Source organism: Thioalkalivibrio sulfidiphilus HL-EbGr7, assembly GCF_000021985.1.
Taxonomy (GTDB): Bacteria; Pseudomonadota; Gammaproteobacteria; order Ectothiorhodospirales; family Ectothiorhodospiraceae; genus Thioalkalivibrio_A; species Thioalkalivibrio_A sulfidiphilus.
Window position 1 is genome coordinate 419,208 of the sequence record NC_011901.1, and the last position, 15,421, is coordinate 434,628.

The window sequence follows — 15,421 nt, forward strand, 5'->3', positions numbered from 1 at the left end:
CAACTCCCGGTTCTGGTTCATCAGGGCGTGCCCTGGGCGTGGCTGGCGTGCACGGCGCTGAAGTCCGGTTGGCCGGTGAGCAGGGCGAGCCGCTCCCAGGCCAGCGCCAGTTCGAATTCCGTCTGGGCCGTGAACAGCATGGCGGCGGACTGCTGGGTCATGGCATCCCCCAGGTCCGTGGCCACCTCCAGTTCGTAGAGGGCGCGGCTGCGGTCCAGGTACAGGTCGCGGTAGTCGGCGGTGGCGCGGGCATGGTCGCGCTGGGTGCGCAGGCGCTGGATCTCCAGCCAGGTCTCCAGCACCGCCTGGCGCAGGTCCAGTTCGTGCTGGCGCAGGCGCGCCTGGACATCGTAGAGGTTGGCCTGCTCCCGGGCCACGCCCGCATCCACGCGTCCGCCGCTGTAGAGCGGGATGTCCAGCACCAGGCCGGCGGCCAGCGGGTCGCGGCTGCCCAGCACCCGCTCGTAATGAGCGGCCTCGGCCTCCAGGCTGAGCACGGGGCGACGGTCGGCGCGTCGCGCGGCGATGCGCTGGCTGGCGGCCTCGGCCTCCAGGCGCAGGCTGGCCAGGCGGCGGTTGCCGGCCTCGGCCAGGGCATAGAGCTCCTCGATCTCGGGCAGCGCCCGGTCGTTGCCGGGCAGGGCGGGGTTGATCAGGTCCGACGGCACCTGATCCGGGCGGTTCAGGGCCAGGGCCAGGCGGTTGCGGGCGCTGCGGGTCTCCTGCAGGGTGGCCAGGCGGCGCAGGCGGCTCTCCTGGAAGCGCTCCTGCAGGGCGTAGAGGTCGATGTCGGAGACCTGGCCCAGTTCATTGCGGTTCTGGGCCCGGTCGAAGGCGATGAAGGCGATGGCCATGTCCTCGTTGTCCCGGGCGTAGGCCAGGTCCGCCATCAGCACGTCGAAGTAGCGGCGCATGATCTCCATGCGCTGGCGGGCCACCAGGCTCAGGTGCTGTTCCTGCTGGCCGCGCAGGGCGGTCTCGGCGGCCGCCCGGGCGTTGCTGCTGCGACCGAAATCATAGAGGGGCTTGGAGAGGCGCAGGATGGCCTGGGAGTCGTTGTTGCCCTGGTCCGGGGCCCGTTCATTGGGGTCCACCCAGCGGGCATTGAGACGGATGCCCACGGCGAGATCATTGGCGCTCTCGGCGGCCAGGCGCTCGGCCTCGCCGCGCAGCACGCCGGCACGGCCCTGGGCCACGGCGGGGTGTTCGTCATCGGCGAAGACGAGCGCGTCGCTCAAGGTGAGTGGCGATGGCAGACGGGTCTCGGCCATGGCGCCAGTGGCCAGGCACAGCACTGTGCCCACGAGCGCGCGCCCCCACGCACGCCCGGCGTTCCTCCCTGATCGCATCATTGCCGTGACTGGGCCTGTCGCTCGCGCTTGAAGCGGTTGAAGTTGCTGTCCTTGTAGTGGCCCTCGGCGACGAACTCGCCCAGCCACAGGAATTCCTCCACGCCCGAGGTGGCGCCGGTGAAGCGGGCGATGGGATTGCCCTCGGGGTCGTAGAACTGGAACACCGGGGTGGCGCGCACGCGGTTCTCGCGGAAGGCGAAGTCGGCCTGGCGCACGGTCTCACCCTGGAAATTGGTGACCTCCACGTCGCCGTTCACGTCCACGCTCAGAATACGGAAATGCTCGCGGTAGAAGGCCTGCACCTCGGGCTGGTTGAGCACGTTCTGCTTCATGCGGTGGCAGAAGGGGCACTCGTCCATCTCGAAGAAGATCAGCAGGGCCTTCTTGTCCTCCTCGCGGGTCAGCTCCAGTTCTTCCTGGAAGTCGCCGAAGGTGGTCTGGAAGAAGTGTTCGTAGGGGTCAAGACCGCCGGCGGCCCGGGCCAGGGTGCCCCAGACCAGCAGGGTCGCCAGGATCAGGCCGGACCACAGCCATGCGGCTGGCCGACGCGCGACAGGCATCAGATGGGGGCGGTTCATCTCTCTCCTCCGGTGTTCTTGTGTTCCGCCTTTGGCGGATGGCGGGATTCTAAGCCCGACTTCTGTGTGCTGTGAATGTCCACTTTGGGGGTGGGTTCACGGCTTCTTTGGCAGTGTGACTGTGGGGGAGAGGGAGAGTTCCACTATACAGTCGGGTTATTGGGGGTGAGTTTGGGGGTGTGGCTTGGGGTTGGTTAATAAAGTCAAAGGCTTCCGATCCGGCTTGCAGCCGGCTCGGGTTACTTTCTTTGCTTGTCCAAAGAAAGTAACCAAAGAAAAGACACCCGGGTTTCTCGCCCCTGCGGGGTGCCCTGCGCGCGGGGGCGTTCCGGGGAGGTCGGCTGACAGGCCTTCCCTGGCCTGACAGCCGACGCGCCGCATCCCTGCGGCGCCCCTATCGGGCTTTGACCCCGGAACACCCCCGTGCTCGGCGAGAAAAACGGGGGGAGAACGTCAAAGGCAGCAACCCCCTTAGCCTGGGAAGTTTGTTGTTCTTTGTAGGAGCCCCGACCCGGGGCGAATTTCCCACCATTCGCCCCGGGGTCGGGGCTTCTACGATGAAAACCCAAAGCAGGTCGAAGCGGTGTTGATCTGCCCGCCCCTTATGCCGCACCGAGTAGCGCAGGCTTCGAGGGAAAAAGCCCGAAGGGGCGCCGCAGGGACGCGGCGCGTCGCCTGCCAGGCCACGGACGGCCTGTCAGGCGACCCCCTCGAAGCCGAGCAACGCAGGGCACCCGCGATCAGCGGGTGCGGCATCGGGGTGTCCTTCTTTTGGTTACTTTTCTTGGACAAGCAAGAAAAGTAACCCGAGCCCCGTGCAACGGGGATCGGAAGCCTTTGACTTTGACTTTGACTTTGATTTTGCCTCTGCCCCAGCCCCCCGCGACCCGGAGTACCCCCCATGACCTCCCAGCCGCTTGACCCCCATCATGGCGACCACCCCGGAATTCATGCAACCTTCCCCCCATCCACCCGGTCACATAAATCTAAAGTCCACACCCTCAAACATTGAAAACAACGGGATCAGAGAATCCCGCCCCACAGAGGAGTCCATGCGATGAACCCGCGATCCACCCTGACACAACTGTTGCTCGCCCTGGGCGCCCTCTGGCTGCTGGCCGCCCCCGCCACGGCGGAGGCCCCCAAGGGCTACAACTTCGTCAGCTATGACGAGGGCCTGCGCCTGGCCGCCGAGCAGGACCGGCCGGTGTTCCTGTATTTCGGCCGCTACGGCTGCGGCTGGTGCGACAAGACCAACAGGGAGAGTTTCTCCGACCCGGACCTCAAGGCCCTGTACGAGGAGAACTACGTGCTGGTCTACGTGGACGCCGAGAGCGGTCGGCGCATGACCCTGCCGAGTGGTGAGCGCATCACCGAGTTGGAGCTGGGGGCGCGCATGAACGTGTTCGCCACACCGGTGTTCGGCTTCCTGGAATCCGACGGCAACACCATCTTCACGGTGCCCGGCTACAAGACCGCTGACGAGTTCCGGGACTTCCATCGCTTCGTCTCCGGCGGTCATTACCGGGAGCAGCGCCTGTTCGAGTTTCTCGCGGAACAGGCCCGATGAGGGGCGGATGGCTGGCCGGGGCCCTGTTGCTGGCATCCCCGGCGCTGGCCGAATGGCAGTTCGGCCCTGATCTGACAGTCGGCGAGGCGCCCCGGGGCGGGCTGTTCCACCAGCTGGAAGGCACCGCCCGCCAGCACCTGGCGGTGAACGACGAGGGTACGGTGGCGGCCGCCTGGGCGGACAATGCCGACGGCAGCTACCAGGTTCGGGCAGCCTTCCGTGCCCATGATGAGCCGGAATTTGGCGCGGCCCAACAGTTGAGCACGGGCCGCGAGGCCTACCAGCCGGTGGTGGTGGCCGTGGGCGGGGTCTTCCTGTTCGCCTGGGAGCAGGACGGTCATGTGTGGCTGCGCAGCGCGGGACCCGCCGGGATGGGGCCGGCGACCCGCATCGAGGCCATGGAATCCGCGGAGCCCGCCCTGGCGGCCCACCCGGCGCACGGCGTCGTGGCGGCCTGGGCGCGCCGGGAGTCCGGGGTGATGCGCATTGTCAGCGCGCCGGTTTCCCTGGATGGGGACGGTGGCGTGCGTCTGGGCGAGGTGCGGCCGGTGGATGCCGAGCCGGCGGCGCGGGACCAGCTCTACCCCACCGTGGCGGTGACCGATGCGGGCGTGCTGGTGGGCTGGGAGGACCGGCGCCACGGCCATACCCGGCTCTACACCGCATTTCGCGGCCATGAAGGCGCCTTCAGTGACCCCCGCCTGCTCAATGACCTGCCCCAGGGGCCGCGCACGGTGGAATTCGGCGCCGGCTCCGGCGTGACCCGGCTGGCCCTGGCGGCCCGGGGTGACCGGGTGGCGGCGGTGTGGCTGGACAAGCGGGACTTTCGTTCCGGCTACGACGTGTTCGCGGCGCTCAGCGAGGACGGGGGCGCGAGCTTCGGACCCAACGAGATGGTCCAGGACATGTTCGGCGCCAACACCCCCCAGTGGCGGGCTGCCGTGGCCCTGGACCCCGAGGGTCTGCCGCTGGCGGTCTGGGACGATACCCGGGACGACACCCCGGACCTGTGGATGTCCTGGCGGGAGGACGGGGAGTGGAGTGACGACCAGGCCGTGGCGCCCGGCTATGGAACCGGTGCCCACACCAGCCCTGCAGCCGCCTTCGGTGCCGACGGGCGCCTGCACCTGCTCTGGACCAGCCGCACGGCGGAGGGTTGGAGCCACCTGCGCTACACTTCGGCAGAAAGGCACTAGAAGCAAGATTCAAGATTCAAGATTCTGTAGCGCGACGATTAGTTTGCGACGCAATGACGGTTGGTTTGCGACACGTCTAAAACGCTTTAATCTGGGGTACGGGGTTGGTTGAAAGGGGGACAGGCGGTAACCTCTGTCCTAGCCCCCTTGCAAAGGAGTGCGGTGATGCTGCAGACCAAAAACCCCCTCATTACCATCTCTTTTATCTGCCTACTGGGCATCAGCTCAGGTGCCCATTCCCAGGTGTATAGATGCGAGGTCAACGGCCAGACCGTCTTTTCCCAGACACCCTGCGCCCCCGAGGCCGAAGCCATCCGCACCGAACCCACCGCGCCGAGCGCGGCGCCCCGAGGCCTGCGCCCCGGAGAGATCCAGAACCTGCGCCAGCAATCCAGCCGTACCGACCGGGAGCGGGCGAGGGCGGCCGAACACAACGCCTCCGAACGCGACCGAGCACGGCTGGAAGAAGCTACCCGCGCGCGCCAGGTCGTGCCCGGCATGACCCCCGAACAGGTGCGCCGCGCCTGGGGCAGCCCGAGCCGGGTCAACGTCACCGACTCCCGCTACAGCTACAACGAACAATGGGTCTACGAGCGCGAGAACTACCGGCGAGACTACGTGCACTTCAGGAATGGGCTGGTGACGAGCGTGAGCCGGTGATCAGACGAAGCAGACCGGGTCCGTTATGGCCCCTATCTCCCACGCCAGCGACACCTGGTGGGTCACCGGGCACCAGGAGGCGTGCACCTGTGGGAGTGTGCTCGATGACATGCTCCCGCGGGCCTGGTTGTCCCCCCCACTGGGGGTAGCATAGCCTTGGAAAAACCAGTCTTCCGTGTAGGGATGGTAGAACGTGGCAGCCACCCCATAGAATCCGAGGACGTGATTCGAGTGCCGGTACAGCCTCCCATCCAGCAACGTTGGGTTGTCGAAATCACCGAACGCGACGATCCCGTCACGACCCCAACCGTGAGGCCCTTCACTCGCTAGCAGCCCGGGTGACGGGTATCCGAATACTGTGGTGACGCTAGGGCCCGGCAGCCCTAGCAGGGGGGACTGCTGAGTCGGATACCGCGTCTCATTGACGCTCCGACTGCCGGTGATACCGAAGCTGGAATCATAGGCATGACTCGCGTCAATTTGCACCTGGCGGGCCACATCCAGATCCCTGTAGGTACCACCCGATGTCACCGTGATGGTGCCGGTGTGTTCCAGCAGCGTCTGGCCACCGGCGACGATACGCCAACTGAATGTCTCGGTGGAACTGCCGCTCTGCGAGACAGATATTTGCCCAGGGTCATGCTCCTCGACCGTGGTAACACACCCTGGGCTGCCTGGGCTCAGGCAATCCAGGCGGGTCTCCGTGTCCCATGAGACTGTGGGCTGTGGATAGTCGTAGGATCTGGCATGGGTGATCTCCAGGATCACTGGCACGAGATCCCCTGTGGCTGAGTACCACATCTGCACCACGCGGCCTGTGAGCGCATCGACAAGTGCCCCCGTGCCGATCCAGGCTGCCACAGCGGGCGGGTCATTCACGTACCATGTCGGCGCGTCCTGTGGTTGATCCTGCAGCCACCAGTCAGACTCTTCCATATCGCGCTCATAGTAAGCGCACCCGGTGCAGGTCTGCGTGTCCATTGTGCTCCACTGCAGCACCATCGAGGTGCCCTGCCCGATATGCTTCCATGCCTTGACGTAGCCCCTGAGCGGTTCTCCTGTGCGCTCCCACGCGCCTAGGGTTTGGGCCCTCGACAAGATCACCCGGGCCGCCAGGGTGATCTCATCTCCGGCTCCTGACAGCTCCAGCTCGAAAAACCCCAAGGCCATCGGCTGCGGGTGAGCCCACTGCAGGCCCTGCGTGCTCTTGAGCGCCCAGACTGATTTGTTGCCTGAGGGTGAGGCGTCCTCCATGACCATAGACGCCGTGGTCACGCTCACCGTGTTGAGTGGGTTCGGCGTATGCTGCTGCCAGTCGGTGATCTCAGCCTCGACCGTGATCTGTTGCGCTGGTGGCCCACCGATACGCCCGAACTCGGTCAGCAAGACAGTAAACGCCCGGCTAGTCGTGAGATCCACCGCCCCAATGTTGGTGACCCGAGCCAACCATCGGGTGCCGTCTGGGTCGATGTAGATCCAGCGGCCGCTCCCCAGCGACCTGCCGTATAGCATTCGCCCATCGCCAGCCAGGATGGCCTTATCCCACCACTGGAACCCACGCTCAGCATCCAGCACCTGCTGCTGCTCGGTGCGTTCCACAGCGGGCGTGCCGGGCACCTGCACGAGCACGGTGTCACCTGTCGTGGGTTGCGGATAATCGATCTCTGCGCCATTAGGTAACGACAGCTTGCCGCCCACGACCAGGCCGTGATAGGGAGTACCCAATGCCCCGATTTCCGCCAGCAGATGTCCGTTGCGGTTTTCCATGTCTACGGCTCGGGCTCTGCGAACTGGAACACCACCTCGGCACCATTGGCGTCCGCCATGAGCAGCTGCCTGATCGGCGCCACCTCTAGGGTGAATATGCCGTCCGAGCTTGTGAACAAGCGGCTCTCGTAATACTCCCGGGCCGAGATGTCCGGCTCTATCAGCGGGCTGGCGATACCGCCGCCCTGGGTGGTGGGCGGCTCGTCGCCTGCCGCGTAGCCCCGACCTGGCGCCAGAGGGCCGCGCATCGGGGTCTCCGGCAGCTTTCTGTCTGGTCGGATGTCCACCAGACTGTTGAGATCCTCGATCAAACGCTTGTCGGTGGCCACTTACACCTCCGTCGAAAGCTCATCATTCCGGATGGCTATCTCGTAGAGGGCGTTGCCCTCTGCAGCCACAGGATCGCGAGCCTCTGCCTCGACCTCTGGTGTCCGAACCAGGAAGCGGCGCGGATAGACCGGCGCGCTGGGGTTTCTGGCAGAGTAATTCCCAGCAAACCCATCCAGCTCCGGGTCGTACTCTGGCGAGTTGTAGCGCCCCGTCGTCTCTGCTTCATCGCCGCCGCCGATCTGGGTGCCCAGGGTGATCGCCCCTGGGATGACCGGCAGCGGTTCCCAAGTGTCACCGGGGTCTGGATCTGGGTCTGGACCTCCACCTCCGAGAACGACGATGGGGTTCGGCGCGTCGCCAGCCCAGAGATTCTGGAGCTCCTCAGTGGACAGGGCGCGATCCCAGATGCCGAGGTCTGCGATAGCGCCATAGAGCACGTCGATGGCCTGCCCGTCGTGCAAAAAACCACCGATGGACCACGGCACGGCTACGACACGCAAGGGCTGATGATTTACGGGCTCGTGCACGACGGTGCCGGGGATCCCATTGTAGAACGATCGGAGAGAGACGCCGTCCCACAGCAACGTCAGTCGGCCCCACTGATCCAGGGTAGCTGGGAGGATAGGATCTTCAAACGGCACCAGACTATTGCTGGAGCAACTGAATGTGGACCGGAACAGGCTCTCGCCTATCCCATCACCCCAATCGATCAGATCTATACCCAGTGACTGGCTACACAGACCCGCCAGCGGCTGCAGGCTCAGCACACTGTTCCATTGGTTGACCTGCCACGCCCGGATGACCATCGAAACGGTCCAGGCCTCGTATTCGTACTGCGGGTCCACATCCCCGGCTGGGTTGATGATTAACACGTCGTCGGTGCTGTTGTAATGAAAGCGCCTAGCCTTGGTAAACGGCCCGTCGATAATGGACTCCCCCATTCCGACCGTGTCATGCAGCATCTGCCCAGACACGCCACCGACCACGTCGCCGACATGCGCGCCGCTGGTCTCGCTCATCGGCCAGTAATGGACGACTCCATCGGCAATGGCTGCCGCCAGATCCGCATACCCCCCCGCTGGAAACGCCATCAGTCTTCCTCCTCACTCGCTTGCGGCGTCGTATCCGGCGGCCCCGGCGCCAGCAGCGGCGTCTCGCTGACAGGGTCAGCGGTACCGCTGCGCGAGACCGCGATGCGCACCGTGGTCAGCAGGCTCGCGGTTGAGAAATCAATCTCCGTGAGCAGCTGCGCGACTTTGCCGGTGGCCGAAACGCCATCGGTCGAGACACGCACCGTATCCGCCCGATCCAGCCCCGGCACCACGCCTGGCCACTGCCAAGCGACGAAATTACGCCGATGGGCGGCGAGGATCCGCGTGCGGGCCATTGCCAGCAGCGTCTCGATGGCCAGATCGCACTGATCCCGGTCGTCGTGATCCACGATCCAATCCCCCAGAGCGTCCTGCACCGCGCCCTCGGGGCGGCCCTGGTCGGCCTCGCGCTCCCAATCCCCGGAATCGAAATCCGTAAACGCCACCGATCGCTCGCGCCCGGTCACCACCCCGTGGCGAGCGATGGACTGCGGCGCGCGCACCGTCAGGCGATACTGCTCCGTCACCGCCTGAGTCATGCGGCGCGCCGCCGTCCAACTCGCGCCCAGCACGGTCGGAGTCACGCGGGTGGGGTTGATCCAACCGACCTCGAACTGCCCGCAGACCGGAGGATTCGAGCTGGGCGGCAGCTCCGCCCACGAAAAGCTCTGCGGATACGGGCTCCAGCCGCCGCCTTCGGCGGCCCGCTGGATCATGTCCTTGTCGGGCAGTTCCGTGGTGTCGAAAAACCACGAGCAGAAGCCGCCCGGGCCTCCCGGGGGCCATGCCCAGGCCCAATGAAAATCCCGTTCCCGGTGGCGCTGGCGGGTAAATCGGTAATCGAGCTCCACCGCCACCTCATTCACCAGGCTGCGCCGCTCGGCCACCTCGATGCTCAGACTCTCATCCAACACGGACTCGAACACATGATCCGGCACCGGCTTCGCGGCCCAGGGCGTGAGCAGCCAGGTGGCGCCATCCAGGCCAAGGTCCAGGACAGCGGGCAGGGTAGACAGCCGGTCCTCGGCGCGGCGCAAGCCATCTGCATCGCCATCGAACACATCCGGGCTCCACAGCGCCCCAGGCGTCAGCGCCTCGATGGACGCCGCGTCCAGGGCGTCGAGTTTCTCCTGGCGGGCATCGGTGCAAATCAGCGTCACCTGTCGGGTCGCGGGGTCATAGCGGGGGTGGTCCACCAGGCCCGTAAACAACCGGTGGGCCGAACCATCCTGGATGACATCGATCACCGCGGGCGCGCCCACCCAGTCCGTGAGGGCGAGCTGCCCGCCGGTGGGCAAGAGCGTAAACTCAGCGATGCGTGCCGCCCCCTCCTCGGCCTCGATACGCAGGCGCCCCGTGAGCCTGTCGGAGACGTCGGCGCCGTCCACCGATACAACCACGTCCCAAATCCCCGATTCAGGCAGCTCGACCGCCACTTATGCCTCCTCCGCCGCCAGGCGCCAGCGGTAGGTGGCCGCGCCCCCGTCGGTGTCCTCCTCGGGGCCGTCGGTGAGGACCATCAGCTGCGGATACCACAGCACCCGGTAGCTGTCGGCCCCGGTGACCGGGTCCAGGTTCGCCTGGTCGCCCGTCATCATCACAGCCGTGGGCAACCACTCATCGCCCAGGCGCGCGAAGCCGAACGGCTCGTAGCCGCTATCCGAGCGGCGCGCGGCGGGCAGCGTGAAGCTCGTGCCCGGGCCAGCAATGGCCCGGGGCGAGACGCAGCGCATCTCCAGCGCCCCGGCATAATCCAGGCTCCCCAGCCCTGGAGGAATCCAGCCCTCGCAGGTGAGCACCGTGGCTGTCCTGCGCCAGCGGCTCTGCTTGTGACCAGCGCCATCGGACAAACGCTGCACCGTCGAACCGCCGATGGGCGTATAGCTCTGCGTCCAGCGCAGTCGGGCGTGGAGCTCGACTTCCACGCCACCGAGCACGAACAATGCCGCGTCGCTCATCCCCGCCTCCCGCGCTTGGCCGCCTCACGGGCGATGGTCTCCTGCACGGCATCGCCGCCTGCGCCGCCGCTGACCTCCAGCTGCACCGGGATGCGGATCGCCACGGCGCGCAGGCGCTCGGCGAGCGCCCGGAACTCCTCCGCCGCCGGGGCGGTATCCAGCGTCGCCGGGATCTGCATGTCCTCGCCCTCGGCCCCCGGGATCTCCAGGTCATCGAGCAGGCTATGGCGGTCGAGTTCAAGCGCCACCGGGATCTTCGGCGGGTCCTCCTCGAAGGCCCAGCGGATCCAGGCGCGCCCGTCATCGATAGCATCCTGCAGACTGTTGGCATCCAGTTTCAGCGGTACCCCTTCGGCCTGTGCCTCCTTGCCTGCCCCCGACTCACGCAGGATCTTGGCCAGCTCCCGGCTCATGCGCGCCAGTTCAGGGCCCGAGAGCCGCCCCTCCTCACGTGCCTGGCGCAGCCGTTCCACGAGCTTCTGCGCCCCCTCGGCGGCCTGGTCGAACTCGCCGCGCTCCAGCGCCCGCTGAGCGGCGGGGCAGCTCGCGGTAAATGTCGAGCACGTTCTCCAGCTCGGCGTTGATGCTGGGCGCCTGGGGCGCGAACTCCGTCTCCAGGTCATCGGCCATGCGCTCCAGGCTTTTGCGCTCGCGGCGCGCCTGCTCAAGGGCCTTTTTGTGCTCCTCGTGAAGCTTGAGTTGTGCACCGAGATTTCGGCCGAGGTCCCGAGTGTCCTGCTGACGGATCTTGGACTTGTCGTCGGCGGCCTTGCGTTCATTGGTGACGCCGGCTTCGAGCGCCTCCTTTTCCATGCGTAATAGATCAGATCGGCGCTGGAGCAGGCGTTCCAACTCTTCCTGCATTGCAGGAGCCAGGCGCCCGAAACGCTGCTCCTGGGTATTGAGCCCCTCGATGCTTTTAGTGATCCGATCAAGTTCCTGCCCGATCCTCACCAGGTCGCCAGCAGCCGCCCCGGAGCTTCTGGCAGCCAGTTCCTCTCCCAGCCACTTGGCGAATTTGCCCCCCTCGGCACCGGCTTTCGCAATCCAGCTGAAGAGCTGTATGAATCCCGTGGTGAGGCTGTCCACCCCGGCTACGACATCAGGATCTGAGAGCATCGTCGTCAGGGCTTCGATGTTCTCCTTGGCGGACACGAGCCCGCCGCCCTCGGCCTCAAAGAGATCACCGACGGCGTTACGCAGCGCCTGTAAAGCCCCCCCAAATGTGTTTCGTGCGGCCTTTGCTGATCCACCGAACTGGGTTTCCAGCTCTTTCAGAATGACGCGTTGGGCACCAGCCACATCGCCAGTCTCAACGAGCTGGCGAACCAACTCGCGTTGATCCTGAGTGAATTGAACACCCGCCCGATTCAGCGCCGTGATGCCCTGGATCGGGTCGTTCAAGGACCGACCCACCTGCATGGCGGCCGACTGCAGGTCCTGCCCCAGGGCGGTCGCCATGTCCAGAATCAGGCCGGTCGCATCCCTGAACTCAGCACCGCGCACCTGCGTGAAGGTGAGCAGCACACCCTGCATGGCCATGACAGCTTCATCGCCGTAGGTGGTCACCTGCTGCAACTCGGCCGCCATCTTGGCAAGTTCGTCGCGGGTGTATCCTGCGGCGCCACCCGTGGACCGGATTCGCGCATCGAGCTGGGCAAGCACCCGCTCCTGCTCGATGGTGGCCTGGAAGACGGCGCGGATGGAGAAGCCCACGCCCAGGGCGCCGAGCACGTTGCGGACCATGCGTCCGGTGCGCTGCACGCCATCGAGGCCTCGCTGCAGCTCATCCACGCGCTGATTCAGGCCGCGCAGGTCCTCGCCGGCCGTGCGCCCGCTCTGGCCCATGCGTCCCATCTCCTGGCGCGTGCCCTGCAGCTCACGGACTGCCTGGCGAGCCTCGGCGCGAATCTGGAGCGCGAGTTCCATATCAGCCATACTCAGACCTCAGCCCAAACAAGGAGAAGTTGCGATGGCATTGGTTAACTGCCCTGACTGTGGGAACCAAGTTTCCGACCGCGCTCCAACTTGCCCTAAGTGCGGTAGGCCCATGCAGACTCAAGATGGCGCCTATACAACCACACAAAGCACCGCGAAGAGTTTCAAGGCGTTGCAAGCCATTGGCGTCACACTGATCCTGTTCGGATCGCTCGTGCTCTGGATTGCTGGCGCTAATAACGGGGCTTGGGCCGCTGTCCTCTTGATTGCTGGATTGGGTCTTGTGACCTGGGCCAAGCTTGGTTCCTGGTGGCAGAACGGTTGACGGTGAGGACGAGATAATGGGTATTGGAGGAATTTCGCTTTGGCAGTTGCTGATGATCTTTGTGTACGTTGGGGTCGTTGTTGTGTTGTTCAGAAGCATCAGGCTCGACTCAAAAAAGGCCCTCATCTGCTCGCGGTGTGGCACGGCCAACAAGGCACGTACCCACACCCGCGGCAGCATCTTCATCGAAATCCTGTTGTGGCTGATGTTCATCATTCCGGGCTTGATCTACTCCATCTGGCGTCTGACCACCCGGGGCAAGGTGTGCGGTGTTTGCGGATCGGCTGACCTGGTGCCCCTCACCAGCCCTGCGGGCCAAGAGCTATCGGCGCGCTACGGGCAACACCAGGACTCCGCAGGCTCCGATCCCGACGCCAAAGTGTTCGCCAAGGGCGCCGCTGAGCGGGCCAAGCTGGCCGAGGCCACGGCCAGATACCGGGAGACCCAGGCCGCAGGGAAGAAGGGGCATCCTGCCTCCTCTCCGGCGGACACCGGCTACTCCATCACTGGCGCCGATGAGTCGCCTGCTCCCACGCGCTCAGGTACACGTCCCACGGGTAGCTCCACGCCATCGGATGGCCGGCGCGAATGAGCGCCGCCACGCTCAGCTCGAGCTGAGTGGCTCGGCCTCGGCGGCGGGTGTGCTGACCGCCCGGCCCGCCACCCGGCGGGCCACCATCCGCAGCCGGTCCTGCAGGCCGAAAAAACGCGGGTTCACCTCCCGGCACACAGCCACCACCGCCCCGATCTCGCTGGGCGTGAGCTCCTCGATCTCGGCGGTCCGCAGGCTGGTCATCCGGGCGATGTCGGAGAGCGACACGTCGTCCATCAGGGCCAGATCCACCAGGTCCTGCATGCCCCCGCCCGCCTCGGCCTGATCGAGCCCGCGCAGCCAGGCGCGGATTTCCGCCACCGTGAGTTCCTTCACGGTGACGGTGCGCCCGGCTACATCGATCTGTTTTTCCTGGCGCATGGCTTACCTCTGGATCGTGGTGCGGAAGTAGGCGCTCTCGCCGGCGCCCCTGGAGCCGTCGGCCAGCAAGCGTCCGGTCAACTCCAGCGCGGCGAACTCATCGCCGATCAGGCTGATGTTCTGGGCCGCGCCCAGGCGGCAGCGCCAGATATCCACCAGCACGGCCTTCCCAGAGCGGGCCTCGTTCAGGCCCTCGAAGTGGATCTCGAACTCCGCCCCGGCGCGCACCAGGGCCTGCACCAGATCCTCGGCGCCGTGCTCGTAGGCCACATCCAGCTCTTCACCGTCGGTGATCGCGCCGCCCTTCAGGATGAAGATGCCGCCAGGGCGTACCTCGTAGTCGGTGCCGGCTACGTAGGTAGTGGTGCCGGTGTCCTCGTCAACCACCACCACGTCCGTGGGGTTGGCGTGGGCCAGGCGAACCAGCGCGCCCTTGTGGGCGGTGACGATCTCGCTGCTCACGGAGCCTGCCGTAACGGCCTCGGTCAGGCCGTAGGTGCCACGGGCGAAGTTCGCCGGCGAGAGGTCGTGCAGCGTCGCCGAGAGCTCCACGCTCTCGATGCGGCGCACCTCGTTGCGGGTGCCGCCGCCGGGGCGGGTGTGGTCGCGCAGCTCGATGACGTTCTCGTTCACGGCCAGGCCCAGGGCGGAGATGTTGCCCACGGGCACCAGCCCGCCGCCGCCCTCGGAGCGGTCGCGCATGTAAACCTGGCCGGAGCCCAGGTAGCTGTAGTCGGTCGTCGGCATGATTTACTCCTTGGTCTGGGCGGGGGCTTCGATCACCCGGTGGCGGGCGAGCCAGGGCACCAGGTGCTCGCGCACCTGGATGGTCTGGCCCGGCGTGTAGTGCGTGCCGTGGTGGGTGTGCGGCGCGATGAGCGTGACGCTCACCGTCTTTGCCTCGGGCTTCTTCGTTTCGCTTTTCGTGCTCACTGTTGTGCACCTCTCTTGGTTGTGCGTGTGGTCCACCCCAGCGGGTGGTAGGCAAATCCGGCCCGGTAGGCGGGCGCTGCGGAGGGCGCGAGTTTCAGGGGCAGATAGCCCTCGATGGGGCGCCAGCCCATCAGGGCCTCCAGCACCGCATCGATGATCGGCCCGGCCTGCTCGCGCGTGCCCGAGCCGCCCTTGATGTCGCGCGCGGAACGCACGGCCACCACCGTCCACCAGATCTGTTCGATCTCCTGGATCTTCCCCTGGCCCTGGTCCTGCGTGGGGCGATAGCCGCGATAGATCAGGTGCACCGCCGGCGTCACCTGCGCACGTTCCTCGACGCCCGCGAGATCCGCAGCGGTCAGCACATGTACGCCGGCGGGCAAATGCGCCTTCAATCGGGCCTCGATGAGCGGTTCCAGTGCGAGGAAGTGGCCGGTCATCGCTCCCTCACCTGAATCAGAATCGATCGTTCATCGCGCTTATCCGTTGCAGCGTCATCTACTCGGCATGTCACTCGATACCTGCGACCGTGCTCGCCACCCGAGATCCAGGCCACCGCCACGGTGCGCCCATCTATGTTCTGCACGGACTGCTCCGCAGACGTGATGCCCTCGGGAAGTTGCCAGCTGAATGACGGGGACGTGATGCCCTCGCGGACCAGCCAGTCGGTCCAGTCAATCCCGAATGGCAGCACTGCATCGGGGTCCTTGACGAAGTCACGTGGAGTGATGCGGCTCATCGCTCAACCAT

General features: G+C 65.9%; 19 protein-coding genes and 1 pseudogene. 6 read left to right on the top strand and 14 right to left on the bottom strand.

From position 1 onward, the window contains the following. Positions 1-20 precede the first annotated feature (20 nt). Both TGR7_RS01845 and TGR7_RS01850 read right to left on the bottom strand, forming a co-directional pair. Positions 21-1,352 carry a TolC family protein gene (locus TGR7_RS01845; RefSeq protein WP_012636962.1) on the bottom strand — a complete coding sequence of 444 codons (1,332 nt, stop codon included), beginning with the start codon at positions 1,350-1,352 and terminating at the stop codon, positions 21-23. Beyond that, positions 1,349-1,930: a thioredoxin family protein gene (locus TGR7_RS01850; RefSeq protein ID WP_012636963.1), complete on the bottom strand. Its 582-nt coding sequence runs from the start codon at positions 1,928-1,930 to the stop codon at positions 1,349-1,351. Before TGR7_RS01850 ends, TGR7_RS01845 begins: the two co-directional genes overlap by 4 nt. A 1,057-nt stretch (positions 1,931-2,987) precedes the next feature. Here TGR7_RS01850 and TGR7_RS01860 point away from each other — a divergent pair. From TGR7_RS01860 to TGR7_RS01870, 3 genes are all read left to right on the top strand, one after another. Next, positions 2,988-3,500, top strand: a complete 513-nt coding sequence (locus TGR7_RS01860; protein ID WP_012636964.1) for a thioredoxin family protein — start codon at positions 2,988-2,990, stop codon at positions 3,498-3,500. Continuing rightward, positions 3,497-4,696 (top strand): hypothetical protein, encoded by a 1,200-nt coding sequence (locus tag TGR7_RS01865; protein ID WP_012636965.1) that lies wholly within the window; start codon positions 3,497-3,499, stop codon positions 4,694-4,696. The genes TGR7_RS01860 and TGR7_RS01865 overlap by 4 nt, the downstream gene beginning before the upstream one ends. A gap of 165 nt (positions 4,697-4,861) precedes the next feature. Continuing rightward, complete coding sequence (locus tag TGR7_RS01870; RefSeq protein ID WP_012636966.1) at positions 4,862-5,356, top strand: DUF4124 domain-containing protein; 495 nt, start codon at positions 4,862-4,864, stop codon at positions 5,354-5,356. Here TGR7_RS01870 and TGR7_RS01875 read toward each other — a convergent pair whose 3' ends face one another. From TGR7_RS01875 to TGR7_RS01905, 7 genes are all read right to left on the bottom strand, one after another. Further along, entirely contained in the window at positions 5,357-7,123 is a 1,767-nt protein-coding gene (locus TGR7_RS01875) for a hypothetical protein (RefSeq protein ID WP_012636967.1), read from the bottom strand. It abuts the gene before it with no gap. A gap of 2 nt (positions 7,124-7,125) precedes the next feature. Continuing rightward, positions 7,126-7,371, bottom strand: a complete 246-nt coding sequence (locus TGR7_RS01880; protein ID WP_148211450.1) for a hypothetical protein — start codon at positions 7,369-7,371, stop codon at positions 7,126-7,128. A gap of 81 nt (positions 7,372-7,452) precedes the next feature. Further along, positions 7,453-8,544, bottom strand: coding sequence for a LamG domain-containing protein (locus TGR7_RS01885; RefSeq protein WP_012636969.1), 1,092 nt, complete (start codon positions 8,542-8,544; stop codon positions 7,453-7,455). Continuing rightward, positions 8,544-9,980: a hypothetical protein gene (locus TGR7_RS01890; protein ID WP_012636970.1), complete on the bottom strand. Its 1,437-nt coding sequence runs from the start codon at positions 9,978-9,980 to the stop codon at positions 8,544-8,546. Before TGR7_RS01890 ends, TGR7_RS01885 begins: the two co-directional genes overlap by 1 nt. Continuing rightward, positions 9,981-10,469, bottom strand: coding sequence for a hypothetical protein (locus TGR7_RS16680; RefSeq protein WP_148211451.1), 489 nt, complete (start codon positions 10,467-10,469; stop codon positions 9,981-9,983). Between the two features lie 29 nt (positions 10,470-10,498). After that, positions 10,499-10,975 carry a hypothetical protein gene (locus TGR7_RS01900; RefSeq protein WP_012636972.1) on the bottom strand — a complete coding sequence of 159 codons (477 nt, stop codon included), beginning with the start codon at positions 10,973-10,975 and terminating at the stop codon, positions 10,499-10,501. Beyond that, a complete protein-coding gene (locus TGR7_RS01905; protein WP_012636973.1) occupies positions 10,950-12,440 on the bottom strand; it encodes a phage tail length tape measure family protein in 1,491 nt (496 codons plus the stop codon). Before TGR7_RS01905 ends, TGR7_RS01900 begins: the two co-directional genes overlap by 26 nt. A 34-nt stretch (positions 12,441-12,474) precedes the next feature. On the opposite strand from TGR7_RS01905, the pseudogene TGR7_RS18005 reads away from it, so the two are divergent. The 3 genes and pseudogenes from TGR7_RS18005 to TGR7_RS16685 all read left to right on the top strand — a co-directional run. Next, a pseudogene (locus tag TGR7_RS18005) lies at positions 12,475-12,549 on the top strand (zinc ribbon domain-containing protein); the annotation flags it as partial. A 3-nt stretch (positions 12,550-12,552) separates the two neighbouring features. Then, a complete protein-coding gene (locus TGR7_RS01910; RefSeq protein ID WP_041440781.1) occupies positions 12,553-12,765 on the top strand; it encodes a hypothetical protein in 213 nt (70 codons plus the stop codon). Positions 12,766-12,781: 16 nt separating this feature from the next. Beyond that, positions 12,782-13,357: a YqaE/Pmp3 family membrane protein gene (locus TGR7_RS16685; RefSeq protein ID WP_012636974.1), complete on the top strand. Its 576-nt coding sequence runs from the start codon at positions 12,782-12,784 to the stop codon at positions 13,355-13,357. A gap of 12 nt (positions 13,358-13,369) precedes the next feature. Here the strand turns inward: TGR7_RS16685 and TGR7_RS01920 are convergent, their stop codons facing one another. From TGR7_RS01920 to TGR7_RS01940, 5 genes are read right to left on the bottom strand one after another with little or no spacing between them, the layout of a single operon-like run. Further along, positions 13,370-13,738, bottom strand: coding sequence for a hypothetical protein (locus TGR7_RS01920; RefSeq protein WP_012636975.1), 369 nt, complete (start codon positions 13,736-13,738; stop codon positions 13,370-13,372). A 3-nt stretch (positions 13,739-13,741) separates the two neighbouring features. Then, entirely contained in the window at positions 13,742-14,485 is a 744-nt protein-coding gene (locus TGR7_RS01925; protein WP_012636976.1) for a phage tail tube protein, read from the bottom strand. A gap of 3 nt (positions 14,486-14,488) precedes the next feature. After that, positions 14,489-14,671: a DUF7210 family protein gene (locus tag TGR7_RS01930; protein ID WP_012636977.1), complete on the bottom strand. Its 183-nt coding sequence runs from the start codon at positions 14,669-14,671 to the stop codon at positions 14,489-14,491. Beyond that, complete coding sequence (locus TGR7_RS01935) at positions 14,668-15,111, bottom strand: phage tail terminator protein (RefSeq protein WP_012636978.1); 444 nt, start codon at positions 15,109-15,111, stop codon at positions 14,668-14,670. The genes TGR7_RS01930 and TGR7_RS01935 overlap by 4 nt, the downstream gene beginning before the upstream one ends. Then, positions 15,108-15,410, bottom strand: a complete 303-nt coding sequence (locus tag TGR7_RS01940) for a phage fiber-tail adaptor protein (protein WP_012636979.1) — start codon at positions 15,408-15,410, stop codon at positions 15,108-15,110. The genes TGR7_RS01935 and TGR7_RS01940 overlap by 4 nt, the downstream gene beginning before the upstream one ends. Between the last annotated feature and the right edge of the window lie 11 nt (positions 15,411-15,421).

Coding starts and splice junctions, on each gene's coding strand:
- TGR7_RS01845 (WP_012636962.1), bottom strand. CDS start 1,352: ATGATGCGATCAGGGAGGAACGCCGGGCGTGCGTGGGGGCGCGCGCTC.
- TGR7_RS01850 (WP_012636963.1), bottom strand. CDS start 1,930: ATGAACCGCCCCCATCTGATGCCTGTCGCGCGTCGGCCAGCCGCATGG.
- TGR7_RS01860 (WP_012636964.1), top strand. CDS start 2,988: ATGAACCCGCGATCCACCCTGACACAACTGTTGCTCGCCCTGGGCGCC.
- TGR7_RS01865 (WP_012636965.1), top strand. CDS start 3,497: ATGAGGGGCGGATGGCTGGCCGGGGCCCTGTTGCTGGCATCCCCGGCG.
- TGR7_RS01870 (WP_012636966.1), top strand. CDS start 4,862: ATGCTGCAGACCAAAAACCCCCTCATTACCATCTCTTTTATCTGCCTA.
- TGR7_RS01875 (WP_012636967.1), bottom strand. CDS start 7,123: ATGGAAAACCGCAACGGACATCTGCTGGCGGAAATCGGGGCATTGGGT.
- TGR7_RS01880 (WP_148211450.1), bottom strand. CDS start 7,371: ATGCGCGGCCCTCTGGCGCCAGGTCGGGGCTACGCGGCAGGCGACGAG.
- TGR7_RS01885 (WP_012636969.1), bottom strand. CDS start 8,544: ATGGCGTTTCCAGCGGGGGGGTATGCGGATCTGGCGGCAGCCATTGCC.
- TGR7_RS01905 (WP_012636973.1), bottom strand. CDS start 12,440: ATGGCTGATATGGAACTCGCGCTCCAGATTCGCGCCGAGGCTCGCCAG.
- TGR7_RS01910 (WP_041440781.1), top strand. CDS start 12,553: ATGCAGACTCAAGATGGCGCCTATACAACCACACAAAGCACCGCGAAG.
- TGR7_RS16685 (WP_012636974.1), top strand. CDS start 12,782: ATGGGTATTGGAGGAATTTCGCTTTGGCAGTTGCTGATGATCTTTGTG.
- TGR7_RS01920 (WP_012636975.1), bottom strand. CDS start 13,738: ATGCGCCAGGAAAAACAGATCGATGTAGCCGGGCGCACCGTCACCGTG.
- TGR7_RS01925 (WP_012636976.1), bottom strand. CDS start 14,485: ATGCCGACGACCGACTACAGCTACCTGGGCTCCGGCCAGGTTTACATG.
- TGR7_RS01935 (WP_012636978.1), bottom strand. CDS start 15,111: ATGACCGGCCACTTCCTCGCACTGGAACCGCTCATCGAGGCCCGATTG.
- TGR7_RS01940 (WP_012636979.1), bottom strand. CDS start 15,410: ATGAGCCGCATCACTCCACGTGACTTCGTCAAGGACCCCGATGCAGTG.